Origin of the sequence: Sinosporangium siamense, assembly GCF_016863435.1 — a bacterium.
Lineage (GTDB): Bacteria > Actinomycetota > Actinomycetes > Streptosporangiales > Streptosporangiaceae > Sinosporangium > Sinosporangium siamense.
This window is the reverse complement of sequence record NZ_BOOW01000006.1, coordinates 32,178-55,936: the sequence shown is the minus strand read 5'-3', so window position 1 is coordinate 55,936 and position 23,759 is coordinate 32,178. Positions and strand designations below refer to the sequence as shown.

General features: G+C 70.2%; 18 protein-coding genes. 9 read left to right on the top strand and 9 right to left on the bottom strand.

Features of this window, described 5'->3' with window-relative positions; genetic code table 11:
- Positions 1-17: 17 nt before the first annotated feature.
- Positions 18-1,463: an AAA family ATPase gene (locus Ssi02_RS02265; protein ID WP_204020529.1), complete on the bottom strand. Its 1,446-nt coding sequence runs from the start codon at positions 1,461-1,463 to the stop codon at positions 18-20.
- 130 nt (positions 1,464-1,593) lie between these two features.
- Between Ssi02_RS02265 and Ssi02_RS02260 the strand changes: the two genes are divergently transcribed.
- On the top strand, positions 1,594-2,433 hold the full coding sequence (locus tag Ssi02_RS02260; RefSeq protein WP_204020527.1) for a deoxyribonuclease IV: 840 nt from the start codon (positions 1,594-1,596) through the stop codon (positions 2,431-2,433).
- A 747-nt stretch (positions 2,434-3,180) separates the two neighbouring features.
- On the opposite strand, the gene Ssi02_RS02255 is transcribed toward Ssi02_RS02260, so the two are convergent.
- The 3 genes from Ssi02_RS02255 to Ssi02_RS02245 form a co-directional block, all read right to left on the bottom strand.
- Positions 3,181-3,942, bottom strand: a complete 762-nt coding sequence (locus Ssi02_RS02255; RefSeq protein WP_204020526.1) for a LytR/AlgR family response regulator transcription factor — start codon at positions 3,940-3,942, stop codon at positions 3,181-3,183.
- A gap of 82 nt (positions 3,943-4,024) precedes the next feature.
- On the bottom strand, positions 4,025-5,230 hold the full coding sequence (locus tag Ssi02_RS02250; RefSeq protein ID WP_204020525.1) for a histidine kinase: 1,206 nt from the start codon (positions 5,228-5,230) through the stop codon (positions 4,025-4,027).
- Positions 5,231-5,371: 141 nt separating this feature from the next.
- Entirely contained in the window at positions 5,372-5,989 is a 618-nt protein-coding gene (locus Ssi02_RS02245) for a molybdopterin-dependent oxidoreductase (RefSeq protein WP_239128534.1), read from the bottom strand.
- Positions 5,990-6,308: 319 nt separating this feature from the next.
- On the opposite strand from Ssi02_RS02245, the gene aroF reads away from it, so the two are divergent.
- A complete protein-coding gene (aroF, locus tag Ssi02_RS02240) occupies positions 6,309-7,346 on the top strand; it encodes a 3-deoxy-7-phosphoheptulonate synthase (RefSeq protein WP_204020523.1) in 1,038 nt (345 codons plus the stop codon).
- A 379-nt stretch (positions 7,347-7,725) separates the two neighbouring features.
- Here aroF and thiI read toward each other — a convergent pair whose 3' ends face one another.
- Positions 7,726-8,928: a tRNA uracil 4-sulfurtransferase ThiI gene (gene thiI, locus Ssi02_RS02235; RefSeq protein ID WP_204020522.1), complete on the bottom strand. Its 1,203-nt coding sequence runs from the start codon at positions 8,926-8,928 to the stop codon at positions 7,726-7,728.
- A 247-nt stretch (positions 8,929-9,175) separates the two neighbouring features.
- Between thiI and Ssi02_RS02230 the strand changes: the two genes are divergently transcribed.
- Positions 9,176-10,060 carry an MHYT domain-containing protein gene (locus Ssi02_RS02230; RefSeq protein WP_204020521.1) on the top strand — a complete coding sequence of 295 codons (885 nt, stop codon included), beginning with the start codon at positions 9,176-9,178 and terminating at the stop codon, positions 10,058-10,060.
- A gap of 118 nt (positions 10,061-10,178) precedes the next feature.
- On the opposite strand, the gene Ssi02_RS02225 is transcribed toward Ssi02_RS02230, so the two are convergent.
- Entirely contained in the window at positions 10,179-11,204 is a 1,026-nt protein-coding gene (locus tag Ssi02_RS02225; RefSeq protein WP_204020519.1) for a 6-phosphofructokinase, read from the bottom strand.
- 142 nt (positions 11,205-11,346) lie between these two features.
- On the opposite strand from Ssi02_RS02225, the gene glpK reads away from it, so the two are divergent.
- The 3 genes from glpK to Ssi02_RS02210 all read left to right on the top strand — a co-directional run bounded on the left by glpK (position 11,347) and on the right by Ssi02_RS02210 (position 17,436).
- The gene (gene glpK / locus Ssi02_RS02220) at positions 11,347-12,816 is read left to right on the top strand and encodes a glycerol kinase GlpK (RefSeq protein ID WP_204020517.1); all 1,470 of its coding nucleotides are present in this window, start codon (positions 11,347-11,349) and stop codon (positions 12,814-12,816) included.
- 11 nt (positions 12,817-12,827) lie between these two features.
- On the top strand, positions 12,828-13,103 hold the full coding sequence (locus Ssi02_RS02215; RefSeq protein ID WP_204020515.1) for a hypothetical protein: 276 nt from the start codon (positions 12,828-12,830) through the stop codon (positions 13,101-13,103).
- Between the two features lie 553 nt (positions 13,104-13,656).
- On the top strand, positions 13,657-17,436 hold the full coding sequence (locus tag Ssi02_RS02210) for a P-loop NTPase fold protein (RefSeq protein WP_204020513.1): 3,780 nt from the start codon (positions 13,657-13,659) through the stop codon (positions 17,434-17,436).
- Between the two features lie 10 nt (positions 17,437-17,446).
- On the opposite strand, the gene Ssi02_RS02205 is transcribed toward Ssi02_RS02210, so the two are convergent.
- Complete coding sequence (locus Ssi02_RS02205) at positions 17,447-17,914, bottom strand: Dps family protein (protein WP_204020511.1); 468 nt, start codon at positions 17,912-17,914, stop codon at positions 17,447-17,449.
- Positions 17,915-18,082: 168 nt separating this feature from the next.
- On the opposite strand from Ssi02_RS02205, the gene Ssi02_RS02200 reads away from it, so the two are divergent.
- Both Ssi02_RS02200 and Ssi02_RS02195 read left to right on the top strand, forming a co-directional pair.
- Positions 18,083-18,733: a helix-turn-helix domain-containing protein gene (locus Ssi02_RS02200; protein ID WP_204020509.1), complete on the top strand. Its 651-nt coding sequence runs from the start codon at positions 18,083-18,085 to the stop codon at positions 18,731-18,733.
- On the top strand, positions 18,733-21,132 hold the full coding sequence (locus Ssi02_RS02195; RefSeq protein WP_204020507.1) for a VIT domain-containing protein: 2,400 nt from the start codon (positions 18,733-18,735) through the stop codon (positions 21,130-21,132). The genes Ssi02_RS02200 and Ssi02_RS02195 overlap by 1 nt, the downstream gene beginning before the upstream one ends.
- Positions 21,133-21,136: 4 nt before the next feature.
- Here Ssi02_RS02195 and mmuM read toward each other — a convergent pair whose 3' ends face one another.
- Together mmuM and Ssi02_RS02185 are read right to left on the bottom strand one after the other, a co-directional pair.
- A complete protein-coding gene (gene mmuM, locus Ssi02_RS02190; protein ID WP_204020505.1) occupies positions 21,137-22,021 on the bottom strand; it encodes a homocysteine S-methyltransferase in 885 nt (294 codons plus the stop codon).
- Positions 22,022-22,071: 50 nt separating this feature from the next.
- Positions 22,072-22,788, bottom strand: coding sequence for a lysophospholipid acyltransferase family protein (locus Ssi02_RS02185; RefSeq protein WP_204020503.1), 717 nt, complete (start codon positions 22,786-22,788; stop codon positions 22,072-22,074).
- Between the two features lie 154 nt (positions 22,789-22,942).
- On the opposite strand from Ssi02_RS02185, the gene Ssi02_RS02180 reads away from it, so the two are divergent.
- The gene (locus Ssi02_RS02180) at positions 22,943-23,707 is read left to right on the top strand and encodes an alpha/beta hydrolase (protein WP_204020501.1); all 765 of its coding nucleotides are present in this window, start codon (positions 22,943-22,945) and stop codon (positions 23,705-23,707) included.
- The last annotated feature ends 52 nt before the right edge of the window (positions 23,708-23,759 follow it).

Genomic DNA, 23,759 nt, shown 5'->3' with positions numbered 1-23,759 from the left:
CTGAGCATTGTCCCGCGTCACCCCCCGTAGAGGTCGCCCGGCCCCACCAGCACGACCTCACCCCGCTCCCGCTCACGCATCAGCTCCTCGGTGAATCCCGCGGCCGAGTAGCAGACGAGGTGTGTCCCCCGCGTGTCGTACTTGTCCCCGCGGGCCACCAGATCCCGGATCCGCCGCAGCCGTTCCAGGTGCCCGGCCCCCATCACCTCGCCCCACTTCACCTCACCGATCGCGAGCAACGGCGCCTTCGCACCGTCCACGTGACCGACCGCGACGACATCCACCTCGTGGCTGGTCCTGTTCGCCGGATCGTTGAGGGTCCCCGCCGTGACCTGGGAAGGCCAGTCCCCAAACCTGTCCTCCGCGAAGTACAGCGTCCATTCCCGGCAGATCCGCTCAAAGTGCGGCCCCACCACATTGGCGATGAACCTCTGCCTCGCACGCTGCCAGATCCGCTCGGTGTTCACCGCCCGCAGAAGCTGCGGCCAGAACGGCCGCATGATCGCGTGATAGAAGGTGAGCAGCGGCTCCGTAATCCGAAAGTCCGTACGATTACCACGAAACGCATCCAGCTCACGCGCGATGAGCCCCGCGTCCTCCAGGACCGTCAGCGGGTGGGAGAGCTCGTTGCTCTTGCGCCCCACAAAACTCGCGATCCCCCCACGCCCGCTGTTGCCTTCTGCGATGGCGCTGAGCACCGAGTGATAGAGCGCACCGTCACGGAGGTCGGGCTCCTCCGCGAGAAGATATCTGGCCTCAAGGAAAATCGGGCTCCCCGGCGACAGGACGGCCCGGACGACCCAGGCGTCGAAGTCTTCAAGATCTTCAGGCGTGTCCCCCCTGATCATCTCCGTGCGGTAAGCCGGAGTGCCCCCCACCACGGCATGCACCAGCAACGCCAGCCGAGGATCACTCAGCCCCCAGAAGCGCGCCGCGAGCCGGAAATCGAAGGTCGCGACAGGCAGATCCAACGCCGCCCGCCCCCGCAACGGCGCGTTCCCCGAGAGCAGTCCGCCCATGAAGGACATGGCGGAGCCACAGAGCAGCAGCCGGGCACGCGACTCCACCCGTTCGGCTCGGCGAGGGGCGTAGGCGGCTTGAAGCATCGACGGCAGGGCGGGGCTCGCCTGCACCAGATAGGGGAACTCGTCGATCACCACGGGCACCGGACGCTCCCGGCCGATTCTCAGCAGCACATCGATCACGGCAGGCCAGTCCGTGGGCGTGAAGGGAGCCACGAGGTCGAGATGCCGGGTCAGCGCCTCACCGATGAGACTGAGTGACTCGGCCTTGGTCGCCTCCTGGGCGGAGAAGTAGAACCCGCCCGCCTCCTGACAGAGCGCCTCCAGCAGGAAGCTCTTCCCCTGCCGTCGGCGTCCTGAGACGACACCCAGCGTGGCACCCGGCTGCTCATCGGTCGCGAACCTCACGAGCGCGTCCCACTCGCGATCACGATCGAACATGTCAGAAGGCTTTCGCACCCTGCCTCCAGCTGAGAGAAGTGTACTTATGATAACTGTACTTCTCTCAGCATGGTCACTGTCGGTGCGGGGTCGGGTGCGGAGAGGTGGTGGGCATAAACTATGAGTCACCATGACGCAGACTCCACTCATCGGCGGACACGTGTCCGTCTCCAAGGGGCTGGCCACGAGCGGGCTGGCTTATGCCGCCGAGATCGGCGCCGAGGTGATCCAGGTTTTCGTGAGCAATCCCCGGGGCTGGGCGCTCAGTGCGGGGAAGTCTAAGGAAGACGCGATGTTGCGGGAGTCCGGCATGCCGGCCTTTGTGCACACGTCTTACCTCATCAACTTCGGCTCCCCCAGTCCCGCCACGCTGGAGAGCTCGTCGGCCTCCGTGCGCCACGCGCTTGTGCGGGGGGCCGAGATCGGGGCGCGCGGGGTGGTGCTGCACACCGGGTCGGCGGTGAGCCAGTCGCGGGACGACGCGATGCGCCAGGTTCGCGAGCATCTGCTGCCGCTGCTCGACGAGATCCCGGGCGACGGGCCTGACCTGCTGCTTGAGCCGATGGCCGGGCAGGGGGCCATGCTCTGCGCGACGGTGCAGCAGCTCGGCCCCTATCTGGAGGCGCTCGACATGCACCCCAAGGTGGGCGTCTGCCTGGACACCTGCCACGCGTTCGCCGCGGGTCACGACCTGGCGGCGCCCGGCGGGGTCGCGGAGATGCTGGACGCCCTCCACGAGATCGCTCCGGGCAGGCTCAAGTTCGTGCACGCCAACGACTCCAAGGACCCCTGCGGCTCCAAGCGGGACCACCACGAGAACATCGGGGCCGGCCACATCGGCGCTCAGCCGTTCGCCGACCTGATGCGCCACCCGGTGGCCTCCCACGTGCCGATCTGCATCGAGACCCCGGGCAAGGCCGAGAAGCACCGCGAGGACATCACACTGCTGAAGAAGCTCCGCGACGCCTGACCCCCGGGGGATTCACGGGGTGACCGGAGGCCGCGGGAAGCCCATGCCTCAGCCCGGCACCCTGGAAGGATTCACGGACGGCAGGCAGCGGTGAGAGCCCGCGTCCCGGCCGGTACGGCGGAAGCCTCGCCTGCGTCCGCCGTACATTTCGCGGCAAGCGCCCGAGGAGGGCTCACGGGTGGCGGAAAGCCGCAGAAGCCCGCGCCTCAGGCGAGGCCTGCAAGCGGAGGACAACGCGGAAGCCCGTGATCCAGCCGCCCCCGCCTGGCCGGATCACGGGTGGGCGGTGGCCGCCCAGTCACGCCGTCTGCCGCCGTTGCCCCTGCCCCCCGGTCAGGGGCAACGGCGGCCAATCGGCGGCCGGGTGTGCCGAGCCGCCAGGTTTCCGCGCACCGGTCGCCGCGAGCGCCATGGCCTGCGCACTTGGTGAAAGCGGTTTGTCATCATCAGTGTTCGGACCCGCGGAGGATGTGACCCTCCACAAGGTGACCGTGTCAGGTGACTCTGCTGGGTCGACGTGAGGCCGCCCGTGGATCCGGCGGGCTCGGCCGACCCCCCGATGTCGCGGGATTGCCTTCCGACGTGGAAAACACTACGGTCGTGATCTTGCTCGCGAAACCTACTTGGCGGCCCCGTAGACCAACGGTGTGTAGTCGGCGACGCGCGGAGAGCCCGCCCACGACGGACGGTGTCTCCCGCACGACGAGCGGCCTTCCCGCCCGGCAGGACTCGCCCGCCTCCCCGCCGTCACGTGCGATGATCGCCTGAAGCAGGGGGCTTGAACTGCTGCCGCACCAACAGCTCACGCACATGCTTTGTGTGCCGTCGGCTCACAGCCAACCACTCGGTTCCAACACGGAGCGTAATCTTCCCGCCGTGCAGCTTCATCTCGTTCACATGGCGGACGGCGACCAGGGCACTGCGGTGCACCCGGATGAAGCCAGGCGGCCCCCAGCGGCGCTCCAAGGCGGCCAGAGGCATACGCACCAGATATCTGTCGTCGGCGGTGTGCAGCCGCACATAGTCGCCCTTGGCCTCGGCGAACCACACCGCCTGCCGGGGCACGAACCTCGTGCGCCCGCCGAGTTCCACCGGGATGACGTCCTCGGGGCCGGGCTCGGCGGGCTGGGCGGGGCCGTCGGCGGTGAGCCGGCTCACGGCCTCCTCAAGGCGCGCCGGGCGCACGGGCTTGAGCAGATAGTCGACGGCCCGTAACTCGAACGCCTGTAACGCGCAGTCGTCGTGGGCGCTGACGAACACGAGCTTCGGCGGGTAGGGGAAGTTGCCGATCAGGCGGGCCAGGTCGAGGCCGTCGAGGCCGGGCATGCGGATGTCGAGGAAGACTCCGTCGAGCCGCTCTCCCGCGCCGATCATCTGGACGAGGTCCTGCAGGGCGCTCACGCCGTCGGAGGCGGTGGTCACCTTCCCGACGCGGTTGTCGCGCCGGAGCAGCGAGGCCAGTTCATCCAGGGCGGGGGTCTCATCGTCAACGGCCAAGACTCGCAGCATGGCGACCACGCTTCCGCGTACCCCCCGTGACAGCAAGCGACACGCCTACGTCACGTAAAGGATTGACTACAAAAAGTTATAGTCACCCGACGGTGAAGTCGGGGGGGACGTCCTTGGGCACACGCAGCCGCACGGTCGTGCCCTCGCCCGGGGCCGTCTCCACGGTCAGGCCGTGTTCGTCGCCATAGATACGGCGGAGCCGTACATCGACGTTGGCCAGCCCGACCCCGCCGCCGCCCAGCCGCGTGCCCGGCGCCGCCGCCAGCACCCCGCGCACATAGCCGGGCTCCATGCCCACGCCGTCGTCCTCGACACTGATGTGCAGCTCGCGCCCGGCGTCGCGGACCACGACGCACACGGTGCCCCGGCCGGGGCGGGAGCCGACGCCGTGCCGGATGGCGTTCTCCACGAGGGGTTGCAGGCACAGGAAGGGCACCGGCACCGGCAGCAGCTCGGGCTCGGCCCGGACGCTGAAGACGAGCCGTTCGCCGAACCGCGCGCACTCCAGGGCGACATAGCGGTCGAGGCACCGCAGTTCATCGGCGAGCGGGGTGAAGTCCGCGCACCGCCGCAGGGCGTGGCGCGCCACGTCGGCGAAGTCCATCACGAGGTCGCGGGCGCGCTCGGGGTCGGTGCGCACGAACGACGCGATGGTGGTGAGGGAGTTGCCGATGAAATGTGGTGAGATCTGCGCGCGCAGGGCCCTGGTCTCGGCGGCGTGGGCGCGGCGGCGCGAGGCGTCGAGCTCGGCCAGCTCAAGCTGGCCCGACACCCAGTCGGCGACCTCGGTGACCGCGCGCACCGACGACGCGCTGAGCTCGGAGCCGTAGACGGCGAGGGCGCCCGCGGCGCGGCCAGAGGTGGTGAGCGGCACCACGACCGCGCCTCTGATCGGGCAGCCCGGCGCGCAGCCCGGATCGACCGCGACGTGCGGGCCGCCCGAGCCTAAGGCGGAGCGCACGTGGGCGGGGAGCGTGCCGAGGTGGGCCCCGGTGTGGCCGGCGACGGCGTCGAAGGCCAGCACCGCGTCGGGCGCCGAGGGGTCGGCCGAGGACAGCGCCACGGCGGTGGCGCCGAGCAGGGGTCGCAAATGGCGTACGGCACGGCGCGCGGCGGCCTGGGTGAGCCCGGCGCGCAGTGCCGCCGCGGTCCTGGCCGTGCCGCGTAAGGCGTCGAGGGCCGCGGTCGAGCGCCAGGAGCGGAAGCGCCCGGACCTGGCGAGCAGGAAGCCAATCAACGCGCTCAGCGGGCTCAGGAAGGCGAGGAGGGCATATCCGGTAACGGACATGACCGCGAACCGTAGCACTCCGTAACCGGCCCGGGGGGCGGGTTGAGGGAAGCTCGCGCCTGCGGGACCCAGCGGATCAGGCGCTTACCGACATGTCCCCTGAAGACGAATGATCGTATGGGTCCTTACGGCCGAGCTTCCCTAAGGAGGCCCGTCGCCCGGTTCCTCCTGGTAGGAGTAGCGCTGTTCCTTCCAGGGGTCGGCGATGTTGTGATAGCCGCGTTCCTCCCAGAAACCGCGCCGATCATCGATCATGTATTCGACCCCGCGCACCCATTTGACGCTCTTCCAGGCGTATAGGTGGGGGACCACGATCCGCAGCGGGTAACCCCGCTCAGGCGAGAGCGTCTTCCCGTCAAGCTCCATCGCGAACAGCGTGTCCGGCGCCATAAAATCATTTATCCGGATATTGGCGCTGTAGCCGTATTCCGCCCAGATCAGCACATGCTTGACCCCAGGAGCCGGCGGGGCGAGGTCAAGCAGCACGGAGGGCGGGATCCCAGTCCACTCGTTGCCCATGAGTGAGAACTTGGTCACACAGTGGAAGTCCGCCAGCACCGTCTTTCTCGGCAGCTCGCTGAACTCGGGCCAGGAGAACCGGTGGTGCTCACCCGAGGCGGTCGCCCCCATGACCCGGAACTCCCATGTCTCCGGCCGGAAAGTGGGCACGCGGCCGTAATGGATGACAGGGCGTCCCCTCGGCACATATTGCCCTGGAGGCAGGCGGTTCTCCTCCCGTGGAGTCCCGGGTAGCTCCACCGTCAATCACCTCGCCGCCTACCGGTCACCCGGCGCTTTCCCCCGTGGAATGAACCCGTGCACGAACGTCATCCTCCCATCGTCTCCCGGGACGGCCCGACTCGCCCACCGCATAGCGGGGTCAGGAAGGTGGGGTACTATTGCCCGCGATGCGTACAGCGTTCTGGTTTCTCTATGGCGACGGACCCCTAGGTCGGACCGTTCGCCATCAGACGCTGCGCTGACAGCAGGCGAACTGAAGGCCCCGGGTCCGATTCGGACTCGGGGCCTTCGGCGTTTGAAGGCTTTATCCGGTAGCGGTCACTCAAGAGGAGAGATGATGGTCATTGTCATGGGGCCCGAGGCCACGCAGGGCGACGTCGACGCGGTCGTGCAGATCGTCGGCACGGCGGGCGGCGAGGCGTTCGTCAGCCGCGGCATCAGCCGTACGATCATCGGCCTGGTGGGTGACATCGAGCGTTTCGGAACGCTCAACCTGCGTGGCATGAGCGGGGTCGCCGATGTGATCAAGGTGTCGACGGCGCACAAGCTTGTCAGCCGTGACAACCACCCGGAGCGCTCTACAGTGCGCGTGGGCGGTGTGCCGATCGGACCCGACACTGTGACGTTGATCGCGGGTCCGTGTGCGGTCGAGACGCCGCAACAGACGCTTGAGGCGGCCCAGATGGCCAAATCGGCCGGGGCCTCCCTGTTGCGAGGAGGGGCTTACAAGCCCCGCACCTCGCCTTATGCGTTCCAGGGGCTCGGCGAGGCGGGATTGCGCATCCTCGCCGACGTCCGCACCGAGACGGGGCTGCCGATCGTCACCGAGGTGGTCGACGCCCACGACGTCGAACTTGTGGCGTCTTACGCGGACATGCTCCAAATCGGCACCCGCAACGCTCAGAACTTCGCATTGCTCCAGGCCGTCGGTTCGATCGGCAAGCCGGTCATGCTCAAGCGCGGCATGAACGCCACGATCGAGGAGTGGCTGATGGCGGCCGAGTACATCGCACAGCGCGGCAACCTCGACATCGTCCTGTGCGAGCGCGGCATCCGCACCTTCGAGACCGCGACCCGCAACACCCTGGACATCTCGGCCGTGCCGGTCGCGCAGCGCCTCTCCCACCTGCCGGTGATCGTCGACCCGTCCCACTCCGGCGGGCGCCGCGACCTCGTCCTCCCCCTCACCCGCGCCGCCGTCGCCATCGGCGCCGACGGCGTGATCATCGACGTCCACCCCCACCCCGAACAGGCCCTCTGCGACGGCCCCCAGGCCCTCGTGGACGGCGACCTGCGCGAACTCGCCCGCGTGATGCGCCAGCTCTCACCCCTGCTGGGCCGCACCCTCGTCGGCGACGCCCTGGCCACAGCCTGAACCCCCCCCGGACGCGGGCAACCCCCGCGTCCGGGCCCCACACCTCCCCCGCACCGTCAACCGGGCCCAATCGGCGACGCAGGCTCCCTCCGTACGGCAAAGCCCGCAGTAACCACGGCCGCATCGAATCGCGGTTCAGCCTCATCGCCCCCGTGGCCCCGGATCCGCCCCGATCATGGGCGTATGGCGGGCGTGGGCAAGACCATGCCGGTCGGCTGCGGGAGAATCCCGGACACGCAGCACCCGTTCCCCCGGGTTGTACGGAACAACCTTCGTCTCCTGGCCGCCGAGGGCGGGGGCCAGGAGCCCGGTTGAGCGCCGATGCCGGCACTGCCGGACCCCGGCTCCGCCGTATGGCGCGGCCCGTCGCGGCGGCGGCCTAGGCGTCGAGTTCGTAAGCCTGGAGGGAGCCGGCGAGCTGGACGGCGAGTTCCTCCGCGTCGAGGCGTTTTTCGATCTGCCGGAGGTCCTCGATGCGGGCGCGGGTCTCGGCTGAGCGCGGGGCGAGGAGGGAGCAGCAGTCCTCGTCGGGGAGCTCGGAGATCGACAGGGTGCCGATCCGCCGGGCCTCGGCCATGATCTCGGTCTTGTCCATGCCCACCAGCGGGCGCAGGATCGGCAGGCGGACCGCGTCGTCGAGCGCGGTGATGTTGGCGAGGGTCTGCGAGGAGACCTGGCCCAGGGAGTCGCCGGTGATGAGGGCGGCGGCGTGGACCTTGTGGGCGACCTCTTCCGCGGTCTTGAGCATGAGCCGCCGCTGCGCCACCATCTGGAGCCGGTCGGCGCCGGACACCTTGATGGACTGCTGCGCCTTGCCGAAGGGCACGACCCACAGTCTGGACCGGCCCTGGAACCTGTCGAGGGCCCGCACGAGCGCGTAGGCCTTGTAGATGGACTCCGACGTGGTGAACGGGATGCCGGAGAAGTGCAGGAAGTCGACCCGCAGCCCGCGCCGCATCATGCGGTAGGCCGCGACCGGCGAGTCGATGCCGCCCGACATGAGCACGAGGGCGCGGCCGCTGGACCCGACGGGCAGGCCGCCCTGGCCGGGGATGCCGTTGGTGAAGAGGAAGGCCTCGTCGCGGTCGACCTCGATGTGCACGGTCAGCTCGGGGTTCTTGAGGTCGACCGGCAGCCCGTAGATGTCGTTGAGCTCGCCGCCGACGAGCCGGTCGAGCTCCATCGAGCGCAGCGGGAACCGCTTGTCCCTGCGGCGCGAGCGCACGGCGAAGCGGGCCCTGCGCCTGACCTCGTCGGTGTCCCTGACGAGCTCCACGGCGGCCTTTACGACCGCGCCCGGCTCCTTGGCGACCCGCCAGGCCGGGTGCACCCAGACGAGGCCGGGGACGTCGGCCACGCGCCGGGCGACGGCGTCGGCCTGCTCGGCCGAGGTGCCCTCGGGGAGGAAGAGGGCGATCACGCCGTGACGCTGGCGGACGTCGACCCGGATGTCGAGTTTCTTCAGCGCGCCCTTGATGTTGCCCTGAAGGCGCCGCTCGAAGAGCTCGCGGTTTTTGCCCTTGAGAACGACCTCACCCAGCTTGAGGAGCACACAGGGCTCGCCCATGGCGGACATGGTCATGGCGGGACCTCCGGGGGTGGGACGTGATCGAAGTCTGGGAACACTACTGTCAATGCTCACAGGAACGGCATGACCCTGTAGGGACTACACCGTGACCCAGCTACTTTAGTCCTGGCTGGACACCTGTCCGGTTCGCGCCATTAGCGACTTCCGCAACTTTTGTAACCGACCTGATAGTCAGGTCCCCTGTCTGATGCTCCTGCACGCTGCGATAATTCCTAGCTCATCTGTCAAGGAATGAAGTCACATGTCATCTATTGAGCACTTCTCGTACGGTCTTCTGACACCGCTGCTCGCGTATGTCATGTCGGCGAGCGGGTCCATGCTGGGGTTGCTGCTTACAACGCGCGCCCGAGGCGCCGAAGGCACGTCCAGGTACCGCTGGTTGGCGGGTGCCGCGATCTCCATCGGAGGCACCGGCATCTGGGTCATGCACTTCATCGCCATGATGGGCTTCGAAGTGCGCGGCACCCAGATTCGCTACGACGTCCCGCTGACGGTCGCGTCGGCGTTCATCGCCATGGCCGTGGTGGGCGCGGGCCTGATCGTCGTCTCGCGCGGCGGCGAGCATCTGATCCCGTTGCTCGGCGGCGGCCTCCTCACCGGGCTTGGTGTGGCCAGCATGCACTACCTGGGCATGGCCGCCATGAATATGTCGGGTCATATCTCTTATTCCCCGGTCGTGGTAGCCGCTTCCGTCCTCATCGCCGTCGTGGCCTCCACGGTGGCGCTGTGGTTCACGCTCAGGGTGAAGGGCGCGCTCGCCACCACGGGAGCCGCACTGATCATGGGTATCGCGGTCTGCGGCATGCATTACACCGGCATGTTCGCCATGAGCGCCCACTTGCAGCCGGGCAGCGGCCCGGTGCCCGGAGCCGAGGGCATCGACTTCCTGCTGCCGCTCCTGGTGATCATCAGCCTGGTGACCCTCGCCCTGCTGCTGGCCGTCCTGCTGTCGCCCTCCGAGCATGACCTGCGCACCGAGGCCGAGTTGATGGCCCGGCTGCAGAACAGCAGGTCGGGACGTCAGGGCGCCCACGCCAGGCCCGCGGCCCCCGCCGATCAGGCCGCGACCGGCCAGACCGCCCAGGAGCCGAGCCCCAACCTGTTCGACGCGCGCCGCAACCACTGATCGGCACAGGCGCGAAAGCAGGAGGACCGGCCGGATGGGCGCCCGGCCGGTCCTTACATGTCTCGCTCGCCGCGGAATGCCGTCAGACGGCCCCCGGACGCGAAAGCGCCCTCAAGGCTCAGCCGAAGAAGACCTCGGCCTCCTCGTAGCGGGACACCGGGACCGTCTTCAACTCGGCGGTGGCCTCGGCGAGCGGCACGCGGACGATGTCCGTGCCGCGCAGGGCCACCATCTTGCCGAAGTCGCCCTCGTGCGCGGCGTCGATGGCCTGCAGGCCGAACCGCGTGGCCAGCACCCGGTCGAACGCGGTCGGCGTGCCGCCGCGCTGGATGTGGCCGAGCACGGTCGTGCGGGCCTCCTTGCCGGTGCGCTTCTCGATCTCGCGGGCGAGCGTCTCCCCGACGCCGCCGAGCCGCACGTGCCCGAACGCGTCGAGGTCGCCGGTCTGCAGGGCCATCTGCCCCTCCACGGGGTGCGCCCCCTCGGCGACGACGATTATCGGCGCGTACCGCGTCTTGAAGCGCGACTCGACATACTCACACACACGCTCGATGTCGAACGGCTTCTCCGGGATGAGGATGACGTTGGCGCCGGCCGCCATGCCCGCGTGCAGGGCGATCCAGCCGGCGTGGCGGCCCATCACCTCGCAGATGAGCGCGCGGTGGTGGGACTCGGCCGTGGTGTGGAGGCGGTCGATGGCCTCCATCGCGATGTTGACCGCGGTGTCGAAGCCGAAGGTGTAGTCGGTCGCGTTGAGGTCGTTGTCGATCGTCTTCGGCACGCCGATGACCTTGACGTCGCGGTCGTAGAGCTGCTTGGCCACGCCGAGCGTGTCCTCGCCGCCGATCGCGATCAGTGCATCGACCCCGTGGGTGATGAGGTTGTCCTTGATGTGCTCAACCCCGCCGTCGATCTTCATCGGGTTCGTCCTTGACGACCCGAGGATCGTTCCACCACGCGGCAGGATGCCCCGCACGCTGGTGATGTCGAGCGGCATCGTCTCGCCCTCAAGCGGGCCGCGCCACCCGTCGCGGAAGCCGATGAACTCATGGCCGTACTCGCTCATGCCCTTGCGGACCACTGCCCTGATGACGGCGTTGAGGCCGGGGCAGTCGCCACCTCCGGTGAGCACTCCAATACGCATGGCGGGTTCCTCCCGATGGGTTGCACAACCAGACTATGTTTCGATGCACGACAACCTGTGGGATGGTCCCCAAAGACAGTCGGTGATGCAAGGCATTGTGCCGGAGCGGCGAAAAATGGTCTAGACCATAGAGGGAGCACACATGTCGGTTCTGGCCGTCGACGCGGGCACCACGGGCGTCACCGCCCTCGTAGTGTCCGAGGACGGCCTCGTGGAGTCACGGGGTTACCAGGAATTTGCCCAGCACTTCCCCAAGCCAGGGTGGGTGGAACACGAACCCGAGCAGATCTGGGAGGCGGTGCTCGGGGCCTGCCGCACGGCGCTGACCGGCACGTCCAGCCCCCCGTCGTGTGTCGGGATCACCAACCAGCGGGAGACCGCCGTGGTGTGGGACCGGTCGTCCCTCTCCGCTCCCCGCAGGGCGATCGTATGGCAGGACAGGCGTACGTCTGAAATCTGCACCGAGCTCCGCGAGGCCGGACACGAAGGCCGTGTGGCGAATCTCACGGGACTCCGCCTCGATCCCTACTTCACCGGAACGAAGTTCACCTGGCTCGCCCGCCACGAGCCCGAGTTGTGGCGGGAGGCCGAGCGCGGCCGGCTCGCCCTCGGCACCGTCGACTCCTACATCATCGCCCGCATGACGGGCGGCGCCCGTCATGTCACCGACGCCTCCAACGCCTCCCGAACCCTGCTCTACGACCTGTCGGCGGGCGCGTGGTCCCCCGAGCTGTGCGAGCTGTTCCAGGTGCCGCGCGACTCCCTCCCCGAGATCGTGCCGAGCTACGGCACCGCCGGCCGGACCGACCCTTCGGCGTTCCTCGGCCTCGACCTGCCGGTGAGCGGCATCGCGGGCGACCAGCAGGCGGCGCTGTTCGGCCAGGTGTGCCTCTCCCCCGGCGACGTCAAGTGCACATACGGCACGGGCTCGTTCGTCCTCATCAACACGGGGGACGAGATCGTGCGCTCGAACGAGGGGCTGCTGACGACCGTCGCGTGGCAGAAGCCGTCGGGCGAGCTGACCTACGCCCTGGAGGGTGCGATCTTCGTCACAGGGGCCGCCGTGCAGTGGCTCCGCGACGGCCTCGGGATCATCGGCACGGCGGCCGACTCGGAGGCGGTCGCGTCCGAGGTGGCCGACTCCGGCGGAGTGGTGTTCGTGCCCGCCCTGACCGGGCTCGGCGCACCCCACTGGGACCCGACGGCCAGGGGTGCGATCGTCGGGCTGACCCGGGGCACGACCCGGGGCCACCTCGTACGGGCGACCCTGGAGGCCATCGCCTTCGAGGTGCGCGACGTGGTCGATGTGATGACCGGCGCCGCCGGCCTTGACGTCCCCGCGATCAAGGCCGACGGCGGTGCCTCGGCCAACGATCTGCTCATGCAGATCCAGGCCGACCAGCTGGCCGTCCCGGTCGAGCGGCCAGTTGTGCACGACACCACCGCGCTGGGCGCCGCCTTCCTCGCCGGGCTCGGCAGCGGCGTGTGGTCGTCGCCCGGCGAGCTCGAGCGCACCTGGCGGCTCGACCGCCGCTTCGAGCCCGGCATTCGCGACGACGAGGCCCACAAGCGGTGGTCACGGGCAGTCGAGCGGGCCCGGCACTGGGCGTAACGCTCAACCGCATGAGAGGAGGCCAGGAGCCGGCGCAGATAGAGCCAGAGCAGGCCGAACACCACCGGGGCATCGGCGCCCGGCTCGCCGAGATCTTCGCCCACCGCGCTCCAGGGCTTCCCCCCGACCGCTATACGACGGTCGCCGCCGTCTGCGTGGCCACCGCCCGTGCCGTCTTCCCCCTCATCGTCCAGGCCACCCCCGCCGAGGCCGCGGTCCTCACGACCGAGCTGAAAACCATCGTCGCCGGCTACCTCACCCAGGCCCTGCCCCCATCCCCCGTCTGACCCCGCTCCGGTCCCCCGGAGCGGCCCCGTCCAGGCCGACCCGTGCCGAGGCCGGACACTGCCGATCGGGGGCCGGCTGCGCCCATCCGGCCGGCCGGCACCCTCCCCTCACCCGATCGAGCTCTGTGGCTGCTCCCATCCGTGGCGGCCGACCGGCGCCAAGCGCCCAGCACGCGGACGTGCGGGCCACCGTACGATCGGCCTCCAGGGCGATGTGGCGGGAAGCTCCTGCGGCGGCCCCGCGTCGGGTCGGCGGCGCGGGACTCCGTCATGGACCCACGCGGCGCGACGAAGCTCCCGGCAACGCCTGCGGTGGCCCCGGAGGAGGTGCCCGCCCATCCCCGATGGGGTGGGCGGGACGCCGTCTTGGACCCGCGGGGCACGACGGGGTTCCCGGCAACGCGCCTGCGTGGCCCCGGAGGAGGTGCCCGCCCGTCCCCGATGGGGTGGCGCTCAAGCTTTCGCAAACCCTTCGCCGCAGATCAACGGCTTGCGGCGGGTGCGGGCGATCATGGAGTGGAGGAGTTGGCCTGGACGGGTGGGAGGTCGTCGGATGCGGCTCTCGGTGCGGTCGACGGCCACCACGCCCATCCGGGCCCGGCGTGCTCTGATCTTCCTCGACCGGGCCGACCGGACCGCCGACCGGCCGGGAGACGCCGTGCGCCTGGCGCACGCCCTCAGGGTGCGCGGGTTCGACACCCGTGAGGTGCCGCCGGGCGACGCGCCGCAGCTCGTGATGGCCGGCTTCCTCGCCTCGGCCGAGCCGGGCGAGCTACTGCTCGTGCGGTGGGCCTCGGGGCCGGAGGCCGCGCCCATGGCGGTCGCCGACTTCGGGCGCATGGCGGGCGACACAGGTGCGGCGGCGGTCTTGCTGATCGTGGATTTCGGCTGGCTCATCCACGGCGGCGACAACGCTTCCGAAGGGGCCGTCCGCTGGCTGCGGGTGCCCGGGGACCCGCCCGTGGCGGCTGCCGCCCTCACCGTCGGCATCACCCCGGGCGTCGCGCGCCCCGGCACCGTCCCCTCCCTCACCGCCCTTCTGGCCGACGCTCTCCTGCTGCCGCCCCAGGATGCTTTCCCGCCGTTTGAGGACGAGTGGGATGCGGGCGACGCGCCCGATACGGCACGGCCGTCCCCGCGGGAGGGATGGGACACGGCCGGCGATGGCCCTGATGTGCACGGCGAGTGGGACATGGGCGATCACATGTCGCCCCCGGCCCCCAGGTCCTCCTCCGAAGTCCGCGATCGGCCGGATCGGCGGAGCGGCTCCTCCCCGGATGGAGCGGTCACGATCGGCGACCTCTACGACGTGGCGCGCAGGCGTTACGAATCGCTGGGTGCGGGCCGGCAGGTCGTGCTCTTCACGCACGGGGACGCCGAGCGGGTCGTCGCGGCTCCACGGCGTCTCACCGCGCCCGCCGTGGAGCCGCGGCTCGCGGCCACCGCGGCCCGGCTGGCCCGCGCGGGCGATCCGGTCTCCTCGCGCCCCGCCGCGGAAATCGTCAGCCGTGTCTACGACCTGCACCTCGGGGAGGACGCGCGTTGCCTCCTGCGGCGGGCCGCGCTGCTCCACGACGACGAACCCCTGACCCCCGAGCTGGCCGGATTGATGACGGGCGACACGTCCGCATGGCACACGCTGGCCGAATGGGGTCTGCTCGGTCAGACGGGCACGTTCGCTCACGAGTCCGTGCGGGAGGTGGGCCTGACCCGGCTCACCCCGGAGGAGGTCGAGCGTGTGCCCGCGGTGTTGCGCAGAGGCCGCGCGGAGGGGCGGCGGCTTCCGCCGCGCACCCCTCTCACCGCCGACCGGTGGACGACGAGCGACCGCCTCGGCCACGCCGTCTACGCCGAGGCCGTCGCGGCCTTCATCCGCCACCCCGACACCCGGCCACCGCTGACGATCGGCGTCAAGGGGCCGTGGGGCACAGGGAAGACGTCGCTGATGCGCATGATCCAGGACCTCCTCGACCCCGGCGCCGCCGGAGGCAGCCCGGCCCGCGTCCACCTGGTGCGCCGCTCCCGCTCACGCCTGCCCCGAGGGCAGAGGCCGCGCCCGGCCGACGGGAAGCCCGGCGACCGATCCCCCCATCCGCGCCCGTGGCACCGCCTCGGCCGCCGGGAGGCAACCGCCGACGAGCGGCCGGCCCGGTACGGCGAGGCCCCGATCCCGGCCGAGGCCCCGGGAGGCGGGGCCGACGCGACACCACCGTGGGGCCGTGACGCGTCCCCTGCGGCCGGCGCACGCTTCACGTTTCCCGGCGGGCTGCCACCCCGCCACACGTTCACCGATCCCTGGTCCCGCGACCTACAGATCGGGGACGGCGCCCTGGATCGGCTCTCCCGGCGCGCACGAACCGCCGGCGAGCCGGACACGGCACGGCGCCACAACGACCGGCCCCCGTCTCAGCGGAACGACGACCCTTGGCCACGGCGCGCAAGAGGTCCCGTCGCGGACACCCTCCGGCAATGGCCGTCCGGCCGGACACGCCGGACCACACGGCACACGGGTGACGACACCGCGGACACGCCCCAGGGCGCACTGCGACGCCCGCCGGTCAAGGAGTGGTGGAGCCGCCTGGCCCTGTGGTCACGGCGGACGCGTGACGAGGCCGCGGGTGCCCCGAGGGGGCGGCGGGGCGCGCTGGTGACCAACGCCGAGGTGATGGCCCGGGTGAGGAGGGCACCCGGGGAGCCCCGGGAGCAGCGGGCCGAGCCCATGGATGAGGCCGCGGGGCGGAGCGGATGGCGGCCGACGGTGTGGTTCAACCCGTGGGTCTACCAGAGCAGTGAGCAGGTCTGGGCCGGGTTGGCGCACGAGATCATCACCCAGGTGACGCGGCGGTTGCCCCGGGGGGAGAGGGAGCGGTTCTGGCTGGAGCTCAATCTGGCGCGAGTCGACAGGGAGGCGATCCGGCGGCGGGCCTACGGCCTGGCGCTCACCCGCCTCGTGCCGCTGGCGCTCGCGCTGGGGGTGACGGTGGTGCTGACGGGTGCGGCGGTGGCCGCCGCCGCGTTGTCGCCGGTGTTCGGGCCCGCCCTGCGAGATGCGGCGGGGGTGCTGGGGTCGGTGGGGCCGGTGGCCGTGCTGGGGGCGGGAGCCGTACGGCTGGCGGGGTTCTTCAGGGAGTCGGCGAACGTGGCGTTCGGCGGGTTGGTGCGGCAGCCGGACCTGCTGGGGCCGGTGGGGGCCGCGGCCGGGGAGGCCGTGGCGGATCCGGGCTATCAGTCGAGGGCGGGGTTCCTGCATCTGGTGCAGACGGATATACGCCACGTGCTGGACCTGGTTGCGACGGAGGACCGGCCGCTGGTGGTGTTCGTGGACGACCTCGACCGGTGTTCGCCCGGCACGGTGGCGCAGGTCATCGAGGCGGTCAATCTGTTTCTGGCGGGCGGGTTCCCCAACTGCGTGTTCGTGCTGGCGATGGAGCCCGAGGTGGTGGCGGCGCACGTCGAGTCGGCCTATCGGGACCTGGTGGAGGCGTTGCCCGAGGGTGATCGGCCGGGGCTCGGGTGGCGGTTCCTGGAGAAGATGGTGCAGTTGCCGCTCAGCATGCCGAGGCTGGACGAGGACCGGCAGGTGCCCGCCTACATTCGTGCGCTTCTCGGGCTGGACGGCCGCCTGCCAGCCGAGGCGTCCGACCCGCTGTCGGCGTTCACGCAAGCGGTGCCCCCGGGCCCGGCGGCCCCCAGGCCGGCGTCCGAGGTCTCCGGCCGGGAAGGCTCACGCCGTACACCGCGGCCAGCCGTGGACGAGGCGCTTGTGGAGCGGCTGGAGTGGGCGATCAGGAGCCGCGATCCCTCCCCCGACGACCTCGACGCGATCACCCGTGAGGTCCAGCGGGTGGAGGGTGTCGTGTCCTCGCCGGGGTTCACCCTCTCCCCGGCGGCGCGGATGGCGGCCGACCGGGTGTTCAACGATCTCTACAGCGACGAGAACGCCTACCGCGCGATCGAGCCCGCGCTGCACGTGCTGGCCCTCGGCAATCCGCGGGAGGTGAAGCGCTACTTGAACGTCTACAGGTTTTACGCGTTCCTCGCCTACCGGCGGAGCCTGTCGGGCGGGCCCGCCGTGTCGGACGCCGCCGTGGCGAAGATCGCCGCGCTGGCCGTGCGGTGGCCGCATCTGGTCTCGTCGCTGGTGCGGGACCGGCTGGGGGGTGAGACGGCGCTCAGCCGTCTGGAGCGGGCCTCCCCCAAGGGCGGGGACGCCTTCCGGGAGGCGGTGGCCGAGCTGGGTCTGCACGAGTCGCCGGGTGTGCGCTGGGAGTGTGTCCGCGCGTTGCTGGCGTCGTTCCCGCCGGTCGCAGGTGCGGCCAGGGACCTGCTCTGAAGCCCGCGGGTCAGCGCTGGGCCTGCATCATCCAGTGGTGCTTCTCCAGGTCGTGGGCGACGGCGTCGAGAAGGTCCTGGGTGACGGGGTCGGTTTCCGCGGTGACCTCGATGCGTTCGCGCATTCTGGCGATGATCGATTCGAGGATGTCGGTCATCGCGGCGACGACCTTGCCGTCCTCTATCGATCCCCCGTCCAACTGAGGCACGTGGCTGGTCTTGACAACCGTGGACGCACGGCCGTCGGGGTGGGCGCCTATGGCGCTGGCCCGTTCGGCGACGGTGTCGGTGTGTTTGCGCATGACCTTGACGATCTCGTCGAGGTGCAGGTGCACAGAGCGGAAGTTGTGCCCGATCACATTCCAGTGCGCCTGCTTGGCAAGGAGTGTGAGGTCGAGCAGGTCGACGAGTGCGCCCTGGAGCGCCTCGCCGACGATCTTCCGGTTCTGAGGCGTCAACGAGCCGGTGATCGCGGCCATGGTGGATCCCCTCCGTTGTAGGTATGGCCCGCCGTGACGGGCCCTCTACGCTGCCCTACCCGCCTAAATCACGCCATCACCCGAAAAATCTTCCCAAAGGACGCATATTGACCAACCCTTGGCCCAATTTGATTGACACTGTCATAGTTACAGTGTAATTCTGCGGATATGGAGGAGACCCTGACGATCGCCGAGCTGGCGGAGCGCGCGACCGGCGTGCTGCGCGACGGCGCGCGCGGCGCCAACGGGAGGATCCGCGAGGTGCCGAGCGAGCGCCTCATCCGGTGGTATACGACGATCGGCCTGCTGGACCCGCCGCTGACCCGCCGTGGCCGCGTGGCGAGATACGGCAGGCGCCACCTGCTCCAGTTGGTGGCCGTCAAGCGCCTCCAGAGCGCGGGGCTGTCGATCGCCGACATCCAGGCGCGGCTCACAGGCGCCACCGACGCGGCCCTCGCGGAGGTCGCCCGGCTGCCCGAGCCGCCTGGTGGGCCGCCCGTCGCGGACGCAGAGGAAACACCCCGGAGCGCCACACACGTTCCCGCACGCGAGCGGTTCTGGGCCCGCGGCACCGGTTCGCAAGACCTGCGAGATCCCCTGGACGCGACGATCCCCCAGCCGGTGACGACGGCGCCCGGCCCGGCGCTCGTCCACGGCGTACGGCTGGCACCGGGAGTGACGGTGATGTTGTCCGGACGTGCCCCCACCCCCTTCGACCTCGCGGTGCTGGGAGAGGCGGCCGTCCCGCTGCTCGACGCGCTGCGCACCCTGGGCCTCATCGACACCGCCTTCGACGCAGCTCCGGAAGGGAGCACCTGATGACCTTCACAGTCGTGTCACTGCCCAAGGAGCAGTGCCCGCCTCGCCCCGACGCCGGGCTCGGCGCGCTGAGCACCGAGCGCGGCAACCTGCCGCTTTCGAGCGTCGACGTCAACGCCGCCGTCGCCGGCATGGTCGCGGACGTGATGGTGACGCAGGAGTTCACCAACGTGCACGACGTGTCGCTGGAGGCGACCTACGTCTTCCCGCTGCCGGACCGGGCCGCGGTCACCTCGTTCACCATGGAGGCCGACGGCCACGTGGTGGAGGGGGTGCTCAAAGAGCGCGGCCAGGCCAGAGCGGACTACGACCGCGCGCTGGCGGAGGGGCGCCGGGCGGCGATAGCCGAGGAGGAACGGCCCGACGTGTTCACCATGCGGGTCGGCAACATGGTGCCCGGGGAGCGGGTGACGGTGCGGTTGACGCTGACTCAGCCTCTGCCGTACGAAGACGGGGCCGCGACCTTCCGCTTCCCGCTCGTGGTGGCCCCGCGTTATGTGCCGGGCACCCCGATCGACGGGCCGCCCGCCGGCGACGGCACCGCGCCCGACACCGACGCCGTGCCCGATGCCTCCCGCATCACCCCGCCGGTGCTGCTGCCCGGCTTTCCCAGTCCGGTGCGGCTGTCGCTCGCGGTGACGATCGACGCCGCCGGCCTCCAGCCGCGCGAGGTGCGCTCCAGCCTGCACGTGACGCGGGAGGAGACCACGGCGGAGGGCACGGTCGTGCGGCTCATGCCGGAGGAGCGGCTCGACCGCGACTTCGTGCTGCGGCTGGCGTTCGACGCGGCCGACTCGCTGGTGCTCGCCCCCGACGAGGGCGAGGAGGGCACGTTCCTGCTGACGGTTGTGCCGCCCGAGGGTGAGCGCCGGGTGCCGAAGGACGTGGTCCTGGTGCTCGACCGTTCGGGCAGCATGGGCGGGTGGAAGATGGTGACCGCGCGGCGGGCGGCGGCCCGCATCGTGGACACGTTGACGGCAGACGACCGGTTCGCGGTGTTGTCCTTCGACCACGAGGTGGAGCGGCCGGCGGCGCTCGGTGAGGGGCTCGCGCCCGCGACCGACCGCAACAGGTTCCGCGCGGTCGAGCATCTGGCGTCCCTCGACGCGCGGGGCGGCACGGAGATGCTTCAGCCGCTGGAGCAGGCTGTGGCGCTGCTCACCGCCGGCGAGGACGGCAGGGACCGGGTGGTCGTGCTGGTCACCGACGGGCAGGTGGCGGGTGAGGACCACATCCTGTCCCGCATCGGGGCCGCGCTGCTCGGTGTCCGCATGCACACGGTGGGCGTCGACCGGGCGGTCAACGCCGCCTTCCTCGGCCGGCTGGCCGGTTTCGGGTCGGGGCGCTGCGAGCTGGTGGAGTCGGAGGACCGGCTCGACGAGGCGATGGAGCACATCCACCGCCGCATCGGCGCGCCGCTGGTGACGGGACTGGCGCTGTCGGCCGACGGGCTCGGCGTGGAGGACGACAGTGTCACGCATCTTGGGTCGATGTTCACGGGAGTGCCGTTGACGGTGATGGGGCGGTTCCGCGGTGCGGCGGCGGGGACGCTGACCCTGCGCGGGACGGGGCCCGACGGCGAGCCGTGGGAGCGGCGGGTCGAGGGGGCGGTCACGGAGGCTCACGGACCGGCTCGCGCGGGCGCAGCCGTACGCGCGGTGTGGGCGCGGGCGCGGGTGCGGGCGCTGGAGGACCACTATGCCGCGGAGGACCGCCTCAGGGATCCCGGCCTGGAGCAGGAGATCGTGGCGACCTCGCTGCGGTTCGGGGTTTTGAGTAGGTTCACGGCTTTTGTCGCGGTGGATTCCCGGGTCACGAGTGACGGCGGGCCGGAGCACCGCGTCATTCAGCCGGTCGAGATGCCGAGCGGCTGGGATCGGCCCAAGCCTCCGGCGGCGATGCCCCGCATGATGCCGGCGTCCATGGCGTCCATGGCGTTCACCCAGGACGACGCGCTCAGCCGGCCTTCGCCCCCGGTCGCGGCCTCGCCCGCGTTCGCCGCGCCGCCGCCCCCGGGAGCCGGCGTGGGGGCGCCGAGCCCCGCCGCCGGCGGCGGGCTGTTCGGCGGCCGGGCGCGCAAAGCGAGGCAGGCGGCGCCCCGCAACGCGCTGGAGGAGATCAGGCCGCAGCTCTTGCAGGAGCTGGAGCGTGTGGAGAGCGTGACCCAGCTGTCCGCCCGCGACCTGCGCGGCTATCTCGCCGACCTGGGCAGCCGCCTCGCGGCGCTCGCGGCCTACCTCGACGGGCACAAGGAGCTGGCGGCCCTGGCACGCGACCTTGAGGCGGCCGAGCGGCCCGGCGCCGACCTCGACGAGCTGGTGCGCCGCACCCGTGAGCTGCTCGGCACCCTGACGGGCCGGGGCGGCGGCTCGCCGCGCGCCTTCTGGAAGCGGAGCTGACCGCTCAGGACAGGCGGGCCCGGACACCCCGGATGTGCTCGGGTGTCGTACGGCAGCAGCCCCCGATGAGGCTCGCCCCGGCCGCGAACCATGCCACCGCGGCCTGGGCGAACTCGTCGGGTTCGGTGAAACCGGTCCATGTCCCGGCGACGGGGTCGTAGTCCTCGCCGGAGTTCGGGTAGACGACGACCGGGAAGTTGTCGACGCACCGGATCAGGGAGGGGATATAGCGGGGCTGGGTGCAGTTGATCCCGACCGCGACGACCCTCGGGTGGCCGGAGAACACGGCGGCGGCGTCCTTCAGCGGGGTGCCGTCGCTGATGTGTGCCTCGTCCCGGCAGGAGAAGCTCACCCAGATGCGGACGTCGGGGGTCTCGTCGAGGAGGCGGGCGAGTGCCTGGGCCTCGCCGTACGACGGGATGGTCTCGCAGGCGAGCAGGTCGGCGTCGGTGCCGGCGAGCAGGTGCCACCTGTCGCGGTGCCAGTCGGTGAGGCCGTCCTCGTCGAGGTCGTAGTCGCCGGTGTATTCGGCCCCGTTGGCGAGGTAGGCGCCATAGGGGCCGACGCTGGCGGCCACCAGGCCGCTGCCGTGCTCGTCGCGGGCGCGGCCGGCGATCTCGACCGAGAGGGAGATCAGGCGCTCGGCCTCGGCGGCCGAGCATCCCCGGCGCATGAGGCCGGGGATGGTGGCCTGATAACTGGCTGTGGTCGCGACGTCGGCACCGGCGGTGAAGTAGTCGCGGTGAGCCCGGAGGATCACTTCGGGGTCGTCGGCGAGAAGCCGGGCCGACCATAGGTCGTCGCGCAGGTCGTTTCCCAGGGCTTCCAGTCTTGTCGCCAAACCTCCATCAAGAATGAGGACGTCACGGCCGTAAAGGGCGGAACTCACCCGCCAACTCTATGCGGAACGCGGTATGTCAGCGCCAGAGAGCCCTGCGGTCATGATCCGGTCAGGCCCTGCTTGGCCTGTTTGGCGGCGCGTGCCATCTCCACCTTGGCACTCGCGGCGTATTTGTCGACGTATTCCTGTCCGGAGAGCTCCATCAAGGCATACATGATCTCGTCCGTGACGGCCCGCAGAACCAGCCGGTCGTCTTCCATGCCGTAGTAACGGGAGAAATCCAGCGGCTTGCCGAAGCGCACGCCCGGCTGAATGCCGAGCCGGGGAATCAGACGGCCCGGCGGCATCATCTCAAACGTGTTGATCACCGCCCACGGGATGACCGGCACCCGGGACTCCAGCGCGAGGCGGGCGACGCCGGTCTTGCCCTTGTAGAGACGGCCGTCGGGGGATCGTGTGCCCTCGGGGTAGATGCCGAGGACCTCACCCTCGCCGAGCACCCGCAGCCCCGTGCGCAGGGCGGCCTCACTGGCCTTGCCGCCGGAGCGGTCGACCGGCACGGTGCCCACGGCGGTGAAGAACGCCCGGCTGAGCTTGCCCTTGATGCCCCTGCCCGTGAAATATTCCGCCTTGCCGAGGGAGATCACCTTGCGGGGCAGGTAGAGGGGCCCGAAGAAGTGGTCGGCGAACGAAAGGTGGTTGCCTGCGAGGATGACGGGCCCCTCTCGGGGGACGTTGTCGACGCCCTCGACCCAGGGGCGGAACACCAGATGGAGGATCGGCTTCAAAATTACCTTAACCACCCAGTAGAACACCGGAGGCACCTCATCTCGGGGTTCGAGTCATCAAGCACGCGTTATCTTCCCATCTTCCGGCCATGGCTTCTCCCGCACCAAGCCCACCCCTCGCACAATCACCCCCCGGCATGCGACGATCAGTCGACCAGCCGCAGCGCGAGGAGGCCGGGCGATGCCACTCATGCCAGGTGCCGAGCCATACCACCACGAGGGTGGCCAGGTCGGCGTCCTTCTCTGCCATGGATTCACCGGCACACCCCAGTCCATGCGCCCCTGGGGCGAGCATCTCGCCGCCGCGGGCCTCACCGTGTCGCTCCCCAGGCTCCCCGGCCACGGCACCACGTGGCAGGAGATGAACCGCACGCGCTGGGAAGACTGGTATGCCGAGTTGGACCTCGCCTTCGGCGACCTCCGCGGCCGATGCGCCGAGGTGTTCGTCATGGGCCTGTCGATGGGCGGCTGCATGGCGCTCAGACTCGCGGAGGTCTACGGCGAGACCGTGCGCGGGGTGGTGACGGTCAACCCGTCCCTCGCCATCGACGTGCCGCTGCTGCGCCTCGCGCCGCTGCTCAAGCTTTTTGTGCCCTCGGTGCCGGGGGTGTCGGGGGACATCAAGAAGCCGGGGGTGACCGAGCTCGCCTACACGCGCACCCCGGTGCGGGCCGCCGCGACGCTGCCCCGACTATGGTCACTGGTGCAATCGGAGCTCTATCGCATCACTCAGCCGGTATTGGTCTACCATAGCCCCGAAGATCACGTTGTTAAGCCGGAAAGCGTCCGCATTCTTCGCGAACGGCTGACCAACGGCAATCTGGAAATCGTTCAACTGATGGACAGTTATCACGTCGCGACCCTCGACAATGAGGCAGATCGCATCTTCTCGGGGAGCCTCGACTTCATCAGGACACATGCCTCTGTACCCTTACAGAGAGACTGATCGCGAGCAGGGGGAGATGCGCGGTCTTACACAAGGAAGCGACCGGCCGATG

Bases quoted from the DNA above. Each gene is read 5' to 3' on its own strand.
- Ssi02_RS02265 (WP_204020529.1), bottom strand. From the start codon at position 1,463: ATGTTCGATCGTGATCGCGAGTGGGACGCGCTCGTGAGGTTCGCGACC.
- Ssi02_RS02260 (WP_204020527.1), top strand. From the start codon at position 1,594: ATGACGCAGACTCCACTCATCGGCGGACACGTGTCCGTCTCCAAGGGG.
- Ssi02_RS02255 (WP_204020526.1), bottom strand. From the start codon at position 3,942: ATGCTGCGAGTCTTGGCCGTTGACGATGAGACCCCCGCCCTGGATGAA.
- Ssi02_RS02250 (WP_204020525.1), bottom strand. From the start codon at position 5,230: ATGTCCGTTACCGGATATGCCCTCCTCGCCTTCCTGAGCCCGCTGAGC.
- aroF (WP_204020523.1), top strand. From the start codon at position 6,309: ATGGTCATTGTCATGGGGCCCGAGGCCACGCAGGGCGACGTCGACGCG.
- thiI (WP_204020522.1), bottom strand. From the start codon at position 8,928: ATGACCATGTCCGCCATGGGCGAGCCCTGTGTGCTCCTCAAGCTGGGT.
- Ssi02_RS02230 (WP_204020521.1), top strand. From the start codon at position 9,176: ATGTCATCTATTGAGCACTTCTCGTACGGTCTTCTGACACCGCTGCTC.
- Ssi02_RS02225 (WP_204020519.1), bottom strand. From the start codon at position 11,204: ATGCGTATTGGAGTGCTCACCGGAGGTGGCGACTGCCCCGGCCTCAAC.
- glpK (WP_204020517.1), top strand. From the start codon at position 11,347: ATGTCGGTTCTGGCCGTCGACGCGGGCACCACGGGCGTCACCGCCCTC.
- Ssi02_RS02215 (WP_204020515.1), top strand. From the start codon at position 12,828: ATGAGAGGAGGCCAGGAGCCGGCGCAGATAGAGCCAGAGCAGGCCGAA.
- Ssi02_RS02210 (WP_204020513.1), top strand. From the start codon at position 13,657: ATGCGGCTCTCGGTGCGGTCGACGGCCACCACGCCCATCCGGGCCCGG.
- Ssi02_RS02205 (WP_204020511.1), bottom strand. From the start codon at position 17,914: ATGGCCGCGATCACCGGCTCGTTGACGCCTCAGAACCGGAAGATCGTC.
- Ssi02_RS02200 (WP_204020509.1), top strand. From the start codon at position 18,083: ATGGAGGAGACCCTGACGATCGCCGAGCTGGCGGAGCGCGCGACCGGC.
- Ssi02_RS02195 (WP_204020507.1), top strand. From the start codon at position 18,733: ATGACCTTCACAGTCGTGTCACTGCCCAAGGAGCAGTGCCCGCCTCGC.
- Ssi02_RS02180 (WP_204020501.1), top strand. From the start codon at position 22,943: ATGCCACTCATGCCAGGTGCCGAGCCATACCACCACGAGGGTGGCCAG.